This window comes from Lactobacillus sp. LL6 (genome assembly GCF_007570935.1).
In the GTDB taxonomy this organism is placed as follows: Bacteria; Bacillota; Bacilli; order Lactobacillales; family Lactobacillaceae; genus Lactobacillus.
The window spans coordinates 604,235-619,182 of sequence record NZ_VLLR01000001.1 but is presented as its reverse complement, the minus strand read 5'-3'; the positions used below and the strand labels follow the sequence as shown (position 1 = coordinate 619,182).

Genomic DNA, 14,948 nt, shown 5'->3' with positions numbered 1-14,948 from the left:
TTTAAAATAAAAAATCATTTAGCATAAATGCTAAATGACTCTTTAATATTATTAGTCTTCATCTGCAGCTGCAGTGTAAACATTTTGAACATCATCGTCATCTTCTAGTTGTTCAACTAAATGTTCAAATTGTTCCTTCTTATCTGCAGGAACTGGAGTGGTATTTTGTGGAATCATAGTTAATTCCGCATTTGCAAGTTTGTAACCAGCCTTTTCAAGAGCATCACGAACTTGAGCAAATTGCTTAGGATCAGTATAGATTTCATAAGCATCATCACTAGTTTGTAAGTCGTCACCACCGGCATCCATTACATCAAGTAATACTTGATCTTCATCTGCATCAGTAGTTGAACGGTCAATTACAATGTAACCTTTACGGTCAAACATGTAAGCAACTGAACCAGTAGCACCAAGTGAACCACCATTACGAGTAAAAGCAACACGAACAGCAGAAGCAGTACGATTCTTGTTATCAGTTAAGGCTTCTACAAAGACTGCTACACCACCTGGAGCATAACCTTCATAAGTGATTTCATCATAGTGTTCTTCTGAATTACCTTCAGCCTTCTTGATCGCACGTTGGATGTTGTCCTTAGGCATGTTAGCTGCACGGGCCTTATCCATTACCATACGCAAGGTAGGATTCCCTGAAGGGTCAGGACCACCACTCTTTGCAGCCATGTAAATTTCACGAGATAATTTTTGGAAAACTTTACCTCTCTTAGCGTCTTGCGCATTCTTGCGGCCTTGAATATTGTGCCATTTTGAATGTCCTGACATAAAGGATCCTTCTTTCTTTTATTTATAATCTTTAACGTTTATAATCTTAACTCACACAGCTTGAAAATTCAATGCTATCAATGATTTAACTGGACTTTTTCTGCAATTTATTTTTAATTGCTAAAATTATTATACATATAACAATTCCTACTAATGCCCCAGCTCCATCTAGCATTACATCATGGACACTAGGAGTTCTATCTCCAGTTAAATATTGGTGATACTCATCAAAAGCAGCAAAAGCTATCGTAGCAAACCAAATAAACATTGGAGCCATCCAATTAACTTTAAATACACTACGCAAACCTAAATAACTAAATATTCCTAAAAAGAAATAAGAAGTAAAATGTGCAAGTTTTCTCACAAAAAACTGAGTCATTCCTGCTACTCCACCATCTGAAACTTTATTATGCCAATGACCTGCATAATAAATATTTAAATTTCCAACTATTTCTTCAATAAAATATAAATGAGTATGGATAAATCCCGGCTTCATTTCTTGTTCATGATAGGTCATTGAACTTGAGATGAATAACATCAATAAAACTAAAAAAGCTAAAAATAAACAAACTTTTTCAAATTTAGTAAATTTAAATTTTTCCATCTTAATTTCCTTATCTAAAAATTCTTATGTCCTATCTTAACAATTTTTGAAGTAAGAAAAAACTGCTAGTTATTAACTAGCAGTTTTAAAATTACCAACTTGCTTTCTTCACACCTGGAAGTTGACCCTTATGAGCCAATTCTCTCATACATTCGCGACACAAACCGAATTTACGATAAACTGAATGCGGTCTTCCACAACGTTCACAACGTGTGTATTCACGAGAAGAAAACTTAGCTTCTTGATGATTTCTAATAATTTGTGATGTCTTTGCCATAAAAACTCCTTTTATCTATGCTTTCTAATACGCTCTGGCGCAGGCTTAGGATGATAAGTTAAGCCAACCAAAGATAATAATATAATTCCAATTGCGATAATTTGACTTGTCATAACAGGGTTACACTCTTTTCTATTCCGATTTTTCTACTTTACTTACTTTTCGTTAATAATTATACCTTCTTACTAAAAATAAGTAAAGCAAAAAGCATAATTTTATTTTTTGAAAACGCAATCGCTTACACACTGGTAAAAATACTCCATAATCTGTAAAATGTAGTCGTTAAGCTATTTTGGAGAGGAATTTTTACGTGAATGTAAAATTCAAAAATAAATCGCCTGCAAAATATTCTAGTCAAACATGAAAATTGAATACTAGAAAAGGATATTAAAAAGTGGACGAAATACAAGAATTAAATCCTGATAAGAAATATATTTCTTGGCAAACCTTATTTTTGATGGCTCTTTGTACTGTTATCGGTATTGACGATATCATGTATAATTTTCAAAACCAAGGAATGTCAGTTATTTTTTCTTGGGTGGTAATGGTTATTTTTTATGTTATTCCATATTCATTGATGGTAGGACAGCTTGGAAGTGTCTTCAATAAAGAAGGCGGAGGTCTATCATCATGGGTTAGAGGAACTGATGGTGAATTTCTTGGATACTTTACTGCTTGGACATACTGGGCAGCCTCAATTCCATATGCAGTAGATTCAGCAAATGAAATTATTGTTGATGTTGGTTGGGCTTTAACAGGTTCTGAAAAGTTCCAAGATAAAATGTCAAACACCACTTTTGCAATCTTAACGTTTGCAATGTTTATTATCTTTATTGTTGTTGAACATCACTTCTCCCGTTCAATGGAGCTTCTTTCCACTATTGGAGGAGGATTAATGATGATCATGACAGTATTACTTGTAATAATGGCCTTTATTGGACTTATAAAGTCTGGTGGTCATATGGCAACTCAGCCATTTACTTGGAAAACAATGATGCCAGACTTTAATTGGCACTACTTTTCAACCATTGCTATGCTTATTTATGCTATGAATGGTGCTGAATTAGTTGCTCCTTATGTTACTCAAATGAAGAAACCACAATATGACTTCCCTAAAGCCATGATTGCTTTAGCTGCAATGACTGGTTTCCTTACTATTTTGGGTTCATTTTCACTTGGAATTTACTTCAATGCTTATCATATTCCAAATGACTTGAAAATGAATGGTGCGTATTACGTATTTGACATGATTGGTCATCAATATGGCATGGGTAAAGGACTTCTTTATTTCTGGGCTTGGACTTCAGTATTCTTTAACTGCGCACTTTTAGCGGTTTTACTTGATGCAATGACTAGAATGTTAATTTCTGATACTGGTGACCGTTACATGCCTAAGCTTTTACGTAAAAAAGACAAAAATGGTCTTCCAATCAACGGTTACATTTTAACTGTTTCTCTTTCTTCATTCATCATGATTCTGGGCATTTTCTTACCAGATATGAATGATATTTTTAACTGGTTATTAAACTTAAACGGAATTGTATCACCTGGTGTAACTTGCTGGATTTTCTATTCCTTTATGAGAGTTAGAAAGAATTCCAAGAAGTTTCCAAGTAAATATGTCTTTATCAAAAATGATAAAGTTGCTTGGAGTGTGGGCTTATTCCTGTTATTAGTAACTGCAATTGCAACTATTATGGGTATTACGCCTCAAGATGTACCCCAAGGCTCATCAATATGGTGGTATGAACTAATTATCAATATTGTTGCTGTAATTGTTTTAATTGGCCTTGGTGCAATTTTACCTGGAATTAGAAAACGTGAAATCGAATATGGAATTGCCTTTGATAAGCTGCAGTGGATTACAATGATTTCTCTAATTATTATTGCAATTATTCTTGGGGTTTACCTTGGAGGAACCAAGATTGCCCTACGTGGACTTTATATTGCAATTGAAGGAATTATTGCCTTAATCGTTGTATGGCTAATTGGTCGCAAAAAACCAAACTTGGCTGATGGCTTTAAAGCCGAAGAAGAATAACTAAAAAAACTAAGGATATAATCCTTAGTTTTTTTAGTTAAAAGTGTAAATTAAATAAACTAACTATTACAAAAGTCATCCCACTTGCAATAACTGGACCTGCTGCAATGCCTTTAAATGCTACTACACCAATAATTGTCCCTAAAACTAAAGCTACGGTTACTTGTGGAACTGCTGCCAATTGATCTACCCCATAACGTGATAAAATAGCAACTGCAATTCCAGCTGCAATCGCAATCCAGCCAGCCGGAGTCTTAAATGTTTGAAACAAATCTTTAAAACCAATCTGGCCTGTAGCAATAGGAATTAAGATGGCAACCGAAATTACTGTAACACCCCAATTGATACCTTTAGATTGAATCACAGGCAACCACTTAGTAGTAAATGGCAACAATTTTAAAACCATAACTACCCCTGTTGCAATAATTAAAGAAGTATTTTTTCCAACTATTGCTATTGCTAATACTAATGCTAAAAATAACCAACTTTCCATAAGTTTCCTCCACTATCATTATTCTTTCCTTACGGTACCTGATTTTTTAATTTTCATCAAGAATGAATATTAATCAAGCAAAATTAAAGCGCTTACTGTATAATGTAAGTATATAATTTTGAGGAGGAAATTATGACTAAAATTCCATTTAAAGCCGTTGCAGTAGATATGGACGGCACATTCATGAATGACGACTTAACTTATGACCATGAACGCTTTGATAAAGTTTTAACTCGTTTACGCAATCATGGTGTTCATTTTATTGTTTCAAGTGGACGTCCCTTATCTAGACTTAAGAGAGACTTTGCTGAATTTCTTGATAGAATTGATATTGTTGCAGAAAATGGAGCTATCCTTGTACAAGATAATAATATTATTTCTAGCCATTATTTAACTCCAAAAACTGGTAAGGAATTAATAAATTTTGTTCAAACTCACTATCCTCAAGCCTACATTTGCGTTAGTGGAAAAGAAGGCTCATATTATCTTAATTCATATCCTACTGCTTTTAAAAAGTTAATGAATTTTTATTATCCTGATAATATTGGTCTTAACAATTTCGATGAAATTCCCAGCAGTGAGCGTGTCATTAAATTAACTCTAAATGTTGATGCAACTCTTGCCAACGAACTTGAAACTAAATTTAATCATGACCATACAGAAAGAATTCATTGTACAACTAGTGGCTTTGACGATATTGATGTTGTACCTTATGGTGTCAATAAAGCACAGGCAATAAAATATTTTTTACGCTATTTTAAACTTGAACCTAGTGAACTGATTGCATTTGGGGATGGATTAAACGATAAAGAAATGTTAGAATTAGCCGGCTATAGCTATGCAATGGCAAATGGTAACCCTGAAATTATCAAATTAGCAAAATATAAAGCACCAAGCAATAACGAGAGTGGTGTTTTACAAGTATTAGAAAAATATCTCGATGAAGCTGAAAAAAATAATAATTAAACTAAAAAAGCTTGAGGAATTTCAATCCTCAAGCTTTTTCTATTCAATTGTAACTTCATTAGCAACATCAGTATCAAAGAATTCTGCAACTTCATGTACATCCATGCCTTGACCTAATGCCCACATAAGCTTTGTAATTGCACTCTCAGAAGTCATATCACGTGCACTAATCGCACCTTCTAAAAGTGCTAACCTTCCAACTTCATACTTAGTCAAATCACTACGCTCATATAAGCATTGACTGCTAGCAATTACAGGAATTCCTTGACGAATTAATTTACCAATTGCGGCAACAGTGTTTCGGCGAATATAATTCATTCCACCTAAACCATAACCTTCAATAACAATCCCTTTGCAACCACTATCAGCCATTGCAAATAATAATTTAGGATCAAATCCTGGAAATAATTTAACCAGCGATACATGGGGATTAATATTAGTATTTAATACACAATGAAGATTACTCTTCTTTTTATTTTGATTATTAAAAATCAAGCCATCTGATGTTACTTTAGCTACTGGTGGAACATTTACACTTTCAAAAGCATTAAAATTGGTTGTCCGAACTTTAACTGTCCTACATCCCAACATAATCTTACGATCAAATGCTAAATATATTCCTGGCTGACAACTTGCTGCTGCAGCAAAAGCTAAACGTAAATTATCTGGCGCATCACTTAATACCACATTGATTGGCACTTGGCTACCTGTCAAGATAACTGGAATTTCAATGTTTTGAAGCATAAAAGTCAGCATTGATGCTGTATACGCCATTGTATCAGTTCCATGTGATAAAACAATTCCATCATAATCCTTACGATATTGATAAATTTTTTCTGCAATAAATTTCCATTCTTCAGGTTGCATATTAGAAGAATCTAATTGCAAAATGTCTTTTACATCAATGTCGTATGGCATTTGACCTAATAACTTAAGAAGATCTTCTCCTGATTCTTTGGGAACTAATCCAGAATCAGATACGACGGAAGCAATAGTTCCACCGGTTGATAGAAGTAATAGTTTCTTCTGCATTGGAAGCGCCTACTTTCATTTTGGGGGGGTGCGAGCCTCAGCTAGAGCTTCCCCAATTACAGTTTTTACTGCTTTAGTAAGTACGCTAGCTGAAGCTATCCCATCAATTTTTACTGATTGAGCCTGCAAAATTTGTCCTTTAAACTCTTCTTCAAGTGCCGGTTCAATCTCACGTTCACCTGGCTGACTCTTTAAAGATACATCAATGATTTTTTCATCATTCACAATTACTGTTGCTGTAATATGAGCCAGAGAATCGGTCTTGGCGGAATAAGAACCAGGCACAAACTTGATTTTTTCTGCCATTATATCTTCTTTTCTAAATCCACTTATAAATTTACAACAATTAACAAAGGATATTTTATCAGATTTCATTAAAAAAGTTACTAAAAAATAATATTAGTAACTTTTTTGTAATTAATAACAACGCCTTATTTTTTATATTATTGCGGAGTAATAATTCCCACACTTTGTCTACTATACAAAGTTGGATCTTGTAATAAACATTTAGCAAAATCTGCAATTGAAGCAATTGTAACACCATTAGATGGAACAGTGTCTCCAATTTCAGTTATTTCATAATTTACATCGCCTTGAGTATACCATCCTGGACGAACCACAGTATAATTTAAATCAGACTCTTCTACTTCATCTATCATTTCGTTATACGGAACTGACATTTCATTGTAGTCTAAGTTGTTTTCTAATTTTTCAGGAGCCGGAATCTCATCAAAAATTCCCATCGAAGTTACAAATACCAAGCGCAAGACATTATTTCTATTCATTGTAGAAATAATATTTTCTACAAATTCATCATCTTCACCACCAATTGACGCAAAAACAGCATCTTGCCCTACCATAGCTTGAGCTAATTCATCTTCGTTTTCAGTATTGCCAGAAATTTTGGTTTCACGAGTTTTATCAATATTTAGCTCACCTGCATCTTTAGAAAAGAGCGTTAGAATATCATCAGTTTCTCTTAAAAGAGTCTCTCTAACCGCTTCACCAACAGTACTTGTTGCACCTATAATTAAAACATTTGTCATAATTTTCACCTCAATAATTATTAATTTATTCTCACTTTTATCTTAAGCGAAAAAATTTACAATAACAATTTTCACGACTTAACTTATAATAAATTGTATGGAGGGACTAATAATGAAATTTGTTTTAGCACCAGATTCATTCAAAGAAAGTATGACAGCCAAAGAAGTCTGCTTAGCAATGGCATCAGGCATCAAAAAAGTGATACCTGATGCAAAAATTATTCCAATTCCCATGGCAGATGGTGGTGAAGGAACAATGACTTCTTTAGTAGATGCAACTAAAGGTAACTATATTCAAAAAACTGTCACTGGTCCATTAAATGAGCCAGCTAAAGCAAGCTATGGACTGCTTGGGGACGGTTCGACAGCAATTATTGAAATGGCAGAAGCTAGTGGAATTAGTTATTTAAAACAAAATCAAAAAACACCCGTTAATATTTTAAAAACTACTACTTATGGTACCGGCGAACTTATTCTTGATGCATTGAAACATAATGTGACTAAAATTATCATTGGCTTAGGCGGCAGTGCCACAAATGATGGTGGTAGTGGCATGGCTGAAGCGCTTGGTGTTAGATTTTTTGATAAAAATGGCCAAATTATCTCAAAACTATCTGGAGGAAAATTAAATAAAATTACAAATATAGATATTTCTCAACTTGATGCTCGAGTAAAGAACTGTCAAATAATTTTAGCCAGTGATGTAACTAATCCCCTTATTGGGCCAAAAGGTGCTTCTTATGTTTTTGGAAAGCAAAAAGGGGCTGATGCTTCTACTCAAAAATTATTAGATAGCAATCTTACCCATTATGCAAACATCATAAAAAAAGTTCTTAATAAAGATATTTCCTCAATTCCAGGTAGCGGTGCTGCAGGCGGACTAGGAGGCGGCTTATTAGCTTTTACTAATAGTAAAATTCACTCAGGTGTAGAAATTGTTGCCCAAGAAACTCACCTAGAAGAAGCAATTAAAAATGCCGACTATGTTTTTACAGGGGAAGGTGGAACGGATTTTCAAACTAAATATGGCAAAACACCATATGGTGTAGCAAAAATTGCAAAAAAATACGATGTCCCTGTAATTTCTCTTGCAGGTTATTTAGGAACCGGAATTGAGCAACTTTATCAATATGGTTTTACAGCTATTTTTGGTATTCTTGATAAAGCTACTACATTAGACGAAGCTCTCAAAAATGGACCGAAAAATGTAACTAGAACTACTGAAAACATTACTCGTCTACTTATAACAAAATAAAAAACGGGATTGGTCCCGTTTTTTTATTTCTTTATTTTCTTTAACAATCCTTCACATCCTGTAGCAATTTCACAATATGCCTCATCAAAATCTCCCGTATACCAAGGATCATCTATGTCATCACTCTTATCAATAAAGTAAAGCAACTTATATTCTTTTCTTTCTGGATCACCACCAGTTATTCGATTCATATCCATAAAGTTTTCCTCATCCATACAAATCAAATAATCATACTTCTGATAGTCATCTTTAGTCATTAAGCTAGCTTGATGAACTGTATAGGGAATATGATTTTTATCTAAAACTCTTCGCGTTCTTATATCCATCGGCATCCCAATACCATTATGAATCGCATCACTTGTAGTAGCTTTAGAATCAACTTCAATATCTTTAATATTTTCTTTTGCTAACAAGTTTTTCATAACAAATTCAGCCATCGGTGATCGACAAATATTACCGTGACAAACAAATAAAATTTTCATGATTCTATTCCTTCACTTCTATCTATAGTTTTACTTAAACTTTTTAATAAAATTGGCCAAATCAACGCCACTAAGACTCCTATTATTAAACCTGCCCAAATTCCTTGAGTCATATTAACAAAAATTCCATGATAAACTTGTTCTTGTAAAGCATTAGTGGCTTCACCAGTGAAATACCATAAAATTCCAAATACTCCTACTGTAGCAATAGAAAGAGGAATTGAAGCCCAATACTTTCCAAAAATCATTAATAGAGCTGCCAATAGATAAATTAAAATAACTACAAAAATTGAGTAGCGATAAATTGTAATTACATGATAGACCTCTCTGGAATCTTCTTTTAATTGTCTATTAATCTCTTTAACAATATATTGATTTACAATTTGACCTAAACGATTATTACTACTCAAATTAAAATCTTTAGCAGTCAATTCTCCTGTTTCATCATATTTTGTACTCAACTTATATAAATCAGCATATGACAGATCTAAATGATATTTTTTAGGAAAACTTTTTAACAATTCATCTTCAAGCCCCGTTGCTTCTAGGAAATTTGTAGCTAAGCCCAATTCAGTATTATCAGAATCTTGAACAACTTCTCGAACTATATGTTTAGTCATCGCGTGAGTATTATTAATTCTTAGTTGAATATTACTAGTTAACATAAGATAAGCAGATAAGACTACTAATAAAACAGAAGTAACGCGTAAAATAATCATCCATATTTTTCTCATTATAATACACGTCCTAAATAAAATCCGACATAAATTAAGATTAATCCACCAACATAAGAAACTAAAGCATATAAAATTAATCCACGATAATTTTTGTCATGATACATCCCTACCAACTCGGTATTTAAAGTAGAAAAAGTAGTATATCCTCCCATAACACCAGTTCCAACAAGAGCATAAAGGAACATATTTACCTTCAAACCAAATAAAATTCCTAATATTAAAGTTCCAGTTAAATTAATAATTAATGTTGCAGTAGGTAAATTAGCATATTTTCGACCTATTTTCTCCCAATGTTTCTTTCCATAGTTTGTAATAAAAAATCTTAACATTGCACCTAAAGAGGCCCCAATTCCTGCAAATAACAGCTCCATTTTAATCCTCCCTAGCTTTAATTAGCATTGCAACTGTTTCACCCATATGACTACCAATATAAGCAAAAACAAATCCAAATATGATAGAACTAAAATAATATATCAAAGCAGTAGATGTTAAATGAGCATCAAAATTTTTTAAGACCTCCAAATTAAAGGTAGAAAAAGTAGTAAATGCTCCTACAAAGCCGGTCCCAATTCCAACACTCAACCATTCATAAAAATCTTTAAACTCAAAAAATAGATACGTAAAAAATGCTAAAAGGAAACATCCGATGATATTTCCCCAAAAAGTTCCATAAAAATGAAAATTTATATTTAAACTAGCTCTTGCAATTCCACCAAAAAAAGCAAAAACAGCAATACTAAAATAATTTTTTACTTGCGATGACACAATATCGCTCTCTTTCTAAATTATAAAACAAATTTTTTAAGTGCTTTGGCAATTCCATTATGATCATTATCATCAGTAATATAATCCGCCCTTTCTTTTATATCACTGATAGCGTTACCCATAGCAACTTTCTTAAATTCAGGATTTTCAAACATGGACATATCATTCCCCTGATCTCCAAAGACCATTACTTGGTTTTGATCAATTTTTAGCCGTTCTGCCAAATCCATTATAGCGTTTCCTTTTGAGGCCCCAATTGCATTTAATTCAATACAATTATCTAAACTATGTACAATATCATACGATTGAAATGCCCATTCAGGAATTGAAGCCCACAATTTTGAAATTTGGTCACTATCTTTAGCACAAGTAAAACCAACTTTATTAAAAGTAAAATCTTTAGAAATTTCATCACGATTTCTGACTTTAATTTCATTATTAGTGTAAGCCGCATTTATCTGCATTTGTACTGAAATATCACGATCCAAAGTCCAAAAACATTCTGTAGTTTCAAAATGAAGATTCACATGACTAAGTCTTTGCAAACGAAGCATTGTATTAAAATCACGATAGTCCATCTCATGACTCATTAAAACTTTCCCTGCCAAGTTCTGAACTACTGCTCCATTAAATACTGCAGCGTATTCATTTTCTCCTTCTAAGCCCAATTCTTCATCAAAGGGTAACACCCCAGACAAAGGTCTACCAGAAGCTAATACAATTTTTATTCCTTGATTATGTGCTTCTTGAATAGTCTTTTTAGTTTCTGGTGAAATAGTATTTCCTGAAGTTAAAAGCGTCCCATCTAAATCAATTGCAATTAATTTAATAGCCATTTAGTTCATCCCTTTTTTATAAAAAATTTAAACATTCAATCTTAATTATACAAAAAAACGTGAGAAGACTCACGTTTTTTGTATATATTTACTTTTTAAGAATTAAGCAATTCTTTGGGTATGATCTGCATCATGATATGATTTTATAATTTTATCAACTAATTCTGCATCATCTTTAAGTCCAGTTGTTTCAATAATTACTTCTTTTAAGTCTTTATCTTTAAGCATCTTTTGAAGCTTGACACTTTCACTATCTTTTGGTTCATCAAAATGATAAATTCTACCAACTGTTTCCATCAGAGCATCATAACTTAAGCCACGCTCTTTTAGCTCACGAATTGGACGAATGAATCTTTCATTATATCCCAATTTCCTAATAGGAGTTCTGCCAACACGGGCAATATCATCAGAAATATAAGGATTTTGGAATCTACTTAAAATCTTATTGTGATATTCTTCAAGACTTTCTTCAGTAAATTCTTTATTCCATTTATTGTGAAGAAGAGAACGCGTTTCAGCTAATACACGCTTAACTTGCTTTAATACAAATGGATCTTTAATAGCATCCCCAATTGTATCATAACCTAAACTTTTACCTGTATAAGCTACAGTTGCGTGACCAGTATTTACTGAGAATAGTTTTCGTTCAATATATGGTTCAAGGTCAGGAGCATAATCAACGCCCTTTAATTTAATATCTTTATTCTTCATTTGACTTTCGTCAATGACCCATTCTTTAAAGTCTTCTACTGAAACAAATAATGGGTCATCATTATGCTGAATTGGAACAATTCTATCAACAGCAGCATTTGGAAAACCAATATACTTATCTACTTCAGGTTTAATATCATCATCCAAGTGTTTATAAACTTCTTCTTTTAAATGTTCGGAGCCACCAATCATGTTTTCACAAGCGATAACATCAAGCTCTTGCTTATTACCAGACTTAATTCTTTCTGTTAACCCTTGTGCAATAAGAGGAGCAATAATTGCTAAAATCTTAGGTCCAATTGCCGTCGTAATCATATCTGTTGATTTAATTGCTTCGATTACTTTTTCAGGGCTTTTGGCATTATTAATTCCATCTACATTTGAAACATGAATTTTCTTTTTACCAGGTGCAGCAAGCTCAATATCATATTCACCACGCTTGTTTAATTCATCAATAATTGTTTCATTGACATCAACAAAGTCAATTCCAAAACCATTATCTGCCAAAGTTTCTCCAATAAAACCACGACCAATATTACCTGCACCAAAGTGTACTGCTCTCATTTTTATTCTCCTACTTCTTTCAATAAATCAATAACTTCTTGTGGTGTTTGTGCATCTGCAAGTTTTGCAACGTTTGAAACATCACTACAAAAAATTGCAATTTGTGATAAAAGGTTTAAGTGTTCATTGTTAAGTCCCGCAATTCCAAAAACAACTGTTACAAGCTGCTCTGTATCATCAGACGCATCACTAAAATCAACACCCATTGGAATTTGCACAACGGAGATTCCAGTTTTTTTAATATGTTTTTTACCTTCGTCAGTTCCATGAGGAATGGCGATAAAGTTTCCCATATAAGTAGAAACGTCTTCATTTCTTGCAATCATTGAATCAATATATCCAGGCTCCACACACCCGCCATCAACTAATAATTGACCTGCCATTCGAATTGCTTGATCCCGTGTAGGCACATCTTGATTCAACTTAATCATTTTGGGATCTAGTTGCATTATTTTCATCGCCTTCCTAATTTAATTTTTCAATTATTTCTTGAAGCTTTTTATCTTTAAGCAAATCATTTACAACTACAATTTGAATGTCACTATATCTAACTGCCAGATTCTTTTTAGCAGCTGGAGTAACAATTACTAAATGACTTGGATCATCATCTAATTCATTAATTCTAATTGCTTTAACTGGGATATCTTTGCCAGCTTTCTTCATCGCAGCTTCAAATAAACTTCTTGCCATTGTAGAAGAGCCAATATGCTGGTCATGACGAATAAAGTCAATTTCTTTAACTTTACTAAAATCAACATTATCAATAGACCCTGCTGGTTTTTCTTTTTTAGTTTGCTTAGGTTTATCACTTACTTGAGTAAGTGCTTTAAAGTTAGCAACAATTGCATCATATTTTGGACTACTCAAGAAGTTACCTACTGCAACATGCATGGCATTTGGTGTTTTTTGCAAAGCACGGTCTGCCAATTCTTCTTGAGTTACTACTAAAAGTCCTGGTTCATCTTTTAAGTTTCTGACAGCCGTATTAGTTACTGGAATCTTAATACCAGCTTTCTTAAATTTATCTCGAAGAAGTGAAGCTCCCATTGCGGATGAACCCATTCCAGCATCACAAGCAAAAATCACTTTATTAATATCGGCATAAGATTGAACTGACTCATGTGCTGATTGTTCACTAGGCATTTGTTGTCCTTTTGATTCAGCCTTCATTGATTGCATTTCTTTTTGCTTAGCTGCAAGATCACCATCGCCTTTATCATTTTTAAGGATTATTGCTGCAACAATAAACGAAACAATTGCAGCTCCAATAACACCAATGATATTTCCAAAATATGAACCTTTTGCTGAAACAAGTAAGATTGCCAAAATAGAACCGGGTGAAGCAGCTGCCTTTAATCCACCATTAAGTGCAGTAAATAAAGCTGTTCCTGTCACACCACCACAAATTGCTGCAATAATCAGACTTGGCTTCATCAAAACATATGGGAAATAAATTTCATGAACGCCACCAAAGAATTCAATAATTGCTGCACCAGGAGCAGAACTCTTAGAATTACCCTTACCAAAGAACATAAAGGCAAGCAAAATTCCAAGACCGGGACCTGGATTTGATTCCATCAAAAACAGCACAGATTTTCCTACTTCTGAAGCTTGTTGAATACCAAGTGGAACCAAAATTCCATTTCCAATTGCATTGTTCAAGAATAATACTTTAGCTGGTTCAATGATGATATTAGCAAGTGGCAAGAGATGAACTCGAATAATTGCATCAACACCAACACTTGCCCAATGACTACCCCACATCATAATTGGGTTAATAATAAAGTAAGCAAAAATTGCTAAAATCATTCCCAAAATACCAAGTGAGAAGTTGTTATATATCATTTCAAAACCAGATTTGATTTTATCTCTACAAAGGTTATCTAGTTTTTTAAGACACCAACCGCTCAGTGGTCCCATAATCATGGCACCTAAGAACATTGGTTGAGTTGTACCAACAATAACTCCAAGTGTTCCAATTGCACCAATCACGGCACCACGTTCATCGTCAACCATTCTTCCTCCTGTATAACCAATTAACAGTGGCAATAAGTAAATAAGCATTGGTTGAACTAATTTATTAATTTGGGCGTTTGGAAACCAACCATTTGGAGTCATAAAGATTGCAGCAGTAAGACCCCAAGCAATGATTGCACCAATATTTGGCATAATCATTCCTGATAAAGCTGTACCAAATTTTTGAACCTTCACTTTAACTGAAGATTTTTTTGCTTGAGCCATGAATCATTCTCTCCTCTCTTAACTTACATATTTATCGTAAAGCAAAGTGTAACCGTTTACAATGAAATGAAAATAAAACTCTGGCACCGCTTTCAGTGCCAGAGTTTGCTCATCAATT

The 14,948-nt window shown here is 33.5% G+C and carries 18 protein-coding genes; 3 read left to right on the top strand and 15 right to left on the bottom strand.

What is annotated here, in order from left to right; all coding sequences use genetic code 11:
• Window positions 1-51 precede the first annotated feature (51 nt).
• The 3 genes from FOD82_RS03135 to FOD82_RS03125 all read right to left on the bottom strand — a co-directional run bounded on the left by FOD82_RS03135 (window position 52) and on the right by FOD82_RS03125 (window position 1,661).
• Window positions 52-780 (bottom strand): YebC/PmpR family DNA-binding transcriptional regulator, encoded by a 729-nt coding sequence (locus FOD82_RS03135; protein ID WP_144355041.1) that lies wholly within the window; start codon window positions 778-780, stop codon window positions 52-54.
• 85 nt (window positions 781-865) lie between these two features.
• Window positions 866-1,384 carry a VanZ family protein gene (locus tag FOD82_RS03130; protein WP_144355040.1) on the bottom strand — a complete coding sequence of 173 codons (519 nt, stop codon included), beginning with the start codon at window positions 1,382-1,384 and terminating at the stop codon, window positions 866-868.
• A gap of 91 nt (window positions 1,385-1,475) precedes the next feature.
• Window positions 1,476-1,661: a type Z 30S ribosomal protein S14 gene (locus tag FOD82_RS03125; RefSeq protein ID WP_144355039.1), complete on the bottom strand. Its 186-nt coding sequence runs from the start codon at window positions 1,659-1,661 to the stop codon at window positions 1,476-1,478.
• A gap of 394 nt (window positions 1,662-2,055) precedes the next feature.
• On the opposite strand from FOD82_RS03125, the gene FOD82_RS03120 reads away from it, so the two are divergent.
• On the top strand, window positions 2,056-3,702 hold the full coding sequence (locus FOD82_RS03120) for an amino acid permease (protein ID WP_144355038.1): 1,647 nt from the start codon (window positions 2,056-2,058) through the stop codon (window positions 3,700-3,702).
• A 37-nt stretch (window positions 3,703-3,739) separates the two neighbouring features.
• On the opposite strand, the gene FOD82_RS03115 is transcribed toward FOD82_RS03120, so the two are convergent.
• The gene (locus tag FOD82_RS03115; RefSeq protein WP_144355037.1) at window positions 3,740-4,195 is read right to left on the bottom strand and encodes a DUF441 domain-containing protein; all 456 of its coding nucleotides are present in this window, start codon (window positions 4,193-4,195) and stop codon (window positions 3,740-3,742) included.
• Window positions 4,196-4,327: 132 nt separating this feature from the next.
• Between FOD82_RS03115 and FOD82_RS03110 the strand changes: the two genes are divergently transcribed.
• Entirely contained in the window at window positions 4,328-5,161 is an 834-nt protein-coding gene (locus FOD82_RS03110) for a Cof-type HAD-IIB family hydrolase (protein WP_144355036.1), read from the top strand.
• Between the two features lie 39 nt (window positions 5,162-5,200).
• Here FOD82_RS03110 and FOD82_RS03105 read toward each other — a convergent pair whose 3' ends face one another.
• From FOD82_RS03105 to FOD82_RS03095, 3 genes are all read right to left on the bottom strand, one after another.
• Window positions 5,201-6,193 (bottom strand): asparaginase, encoded by a 993-nt coding sequence (locus FOD82_RS03105; protein ID WP_144355035.1) that lies wholly within the window; start codon window positions 6,191-6,193, stop codon window positions 5,201-5,203.
• A gap of 15 nt (window positions 6,194-6,208) precedes the next feature.
• A complete protein-coding gene (locus FOD82_RS03100; protein ID WP_144355034.1) occupies window positions 6,209-6,499 on the bottom strand; it encodes a hypothetical protein in 291 nt (96 codons plus the stop codon).
• 137 nt (window positions 6,500-6,636) lie between these two features.
• Window positions 6,637-7,239 (bottom strand): NAD(P)H-binding protein, encoded by a 603-nt coding sequence (locus FOD82_RS03095; RefSeq protein ID WP_144355033.1) that lies wholly within the window; start codon window positions 7,237-7,239, stop codon window positions 6,637-6,639.
• A 112-nt stretch (window positions 7,240-7,351) separates the two neighbouring features.
• On the opposite strand from FOD82_RS03095, the gene FOD82_RS03090 reads away from it, so the two are divergent.
• Window positions 7,352-8,494: a glycerate kinase gene (locus FOD82_RS03090; RefSeq protein WP_144355032.1), complete on the top strand. Its 1,143-nt coding sequence runs from the start codon at window positions 7,352-7,354 to the stop codon at window positions 8,492-8,494.
• A gap of 23 nt (window positions 8,495-8,517) precedes the next feature.
• On the opposite strand, the gene FOD82_RS03085 is transcribed toward FOD82_RS03090, so the two are convergent.
• The 8 genes from FOD82_RS03085 to FOD82_RS03050 form a co-directional block, all read right to left on the bottom strand.
• Window positions 8,518-8,979 carry a low molecular weight protein-tyrosine-phosphatase gene (locus FOD82_RS03085; RefSeq protein ID WP_144355031.1) on the bottom strand — a complete coding sequence of 154 codons (462 nt, stop codon included), beginning with the start codon at window positions 8,977-8,979 and terminating at the stop codon, window positions 8,518-8,520.
• Entirely contained in the window at window positions 8,973-9,710 is a 738-nt protein-coding gene (locus tag FOD82_RS03080; protein WP_144355030.1) for a hypothetical protein, read from the bottom strand. Before FOD82_RS03080 ends, FOD82_RS03085 begins: the two co-directional genes overlap by 7 nt.
• The gene (gene crcB, locus FOD82_RS03075) at window positions 9,710-10,084 is read right to left on the bottom strand and encodes a fluoride efflux transporter CrcB (RefSeq protein WP_144355029.1); all 375 of its coding nucleotides are present in this window, start codon (window positions 10,082-10,084) and stop codon (window positions 9,710-9,712) included. Before crcB ends, FOD82_RS03080 begins: the two co-directional genes overlap by 1 nt.
• A gap of 1 nt (window position 10,085) precedes the next feature.
• Window positions 10,086-10,478, bottom strand: a complete 393-nt coding sequence (locus FOD82_RS03070; protein WP_144355028.1) for a CrcB family protein — start codon at window positions 10,476-10,478, stop codon at window positions 10,086-10,088.
• Window positions 10,479-10,498: 20 nt separating this feature from the next.
• Complete coding sequence (locus tag FOD82_RS03065; RefSeq protein WP_144355027.1) at window positions 10,499-11,314, bottom strand: Cof-type HAD-IIB family hydrolase; 816 nt, start codon at window positions 11,312-11,314, stop codon at window positions 10,499-10,501.
• A 102-nt stretch (window positions 11,315-11,416) separates the two neighbouring features.
• On the bottom strand, window positions 11,417-12,589 hold the full coding sequence (locus tag FOD82_RS03060) for a mannitol-1-phosphate 5-dehydrogenase (protein ID WP_144355026.1): 1,173 nt from the start codon (window positions 12,587-12,589) through the stop codon (window positions 11,417-11,419).
• 2 nt (window positions 12,590-12,591) lie between these two features.
• On the bottom strand, window positions 12,592-13,038 hold the full coding sequence (locus tag FOD82_RS03055; protein ID WP_144355025.1) for a PTS sugar transporter subunit IIA: 447 nt from the start codon (window positions 13,036-13,038) through the stop codon (window positions 12,592-12,594).
• Window positions 13,039-13,054: 16 nt separating this feature from the next.
• Window positions 13,055-14,830 carry a PTS mannitol transporter subunit IICBA gene (locus FOD82_RS03050; protein ID WP_144355024.1) on the bottom strand — a complete coding sequence of 592 codons (1,776 nt, stop codon included), beginning with the start codon at window positions 14,828-14,830 and terminating at the stop codon, window positions 13,055-13,057.
• Window positions 14,831-14,948: the final 118 nt, after the last annotated feature.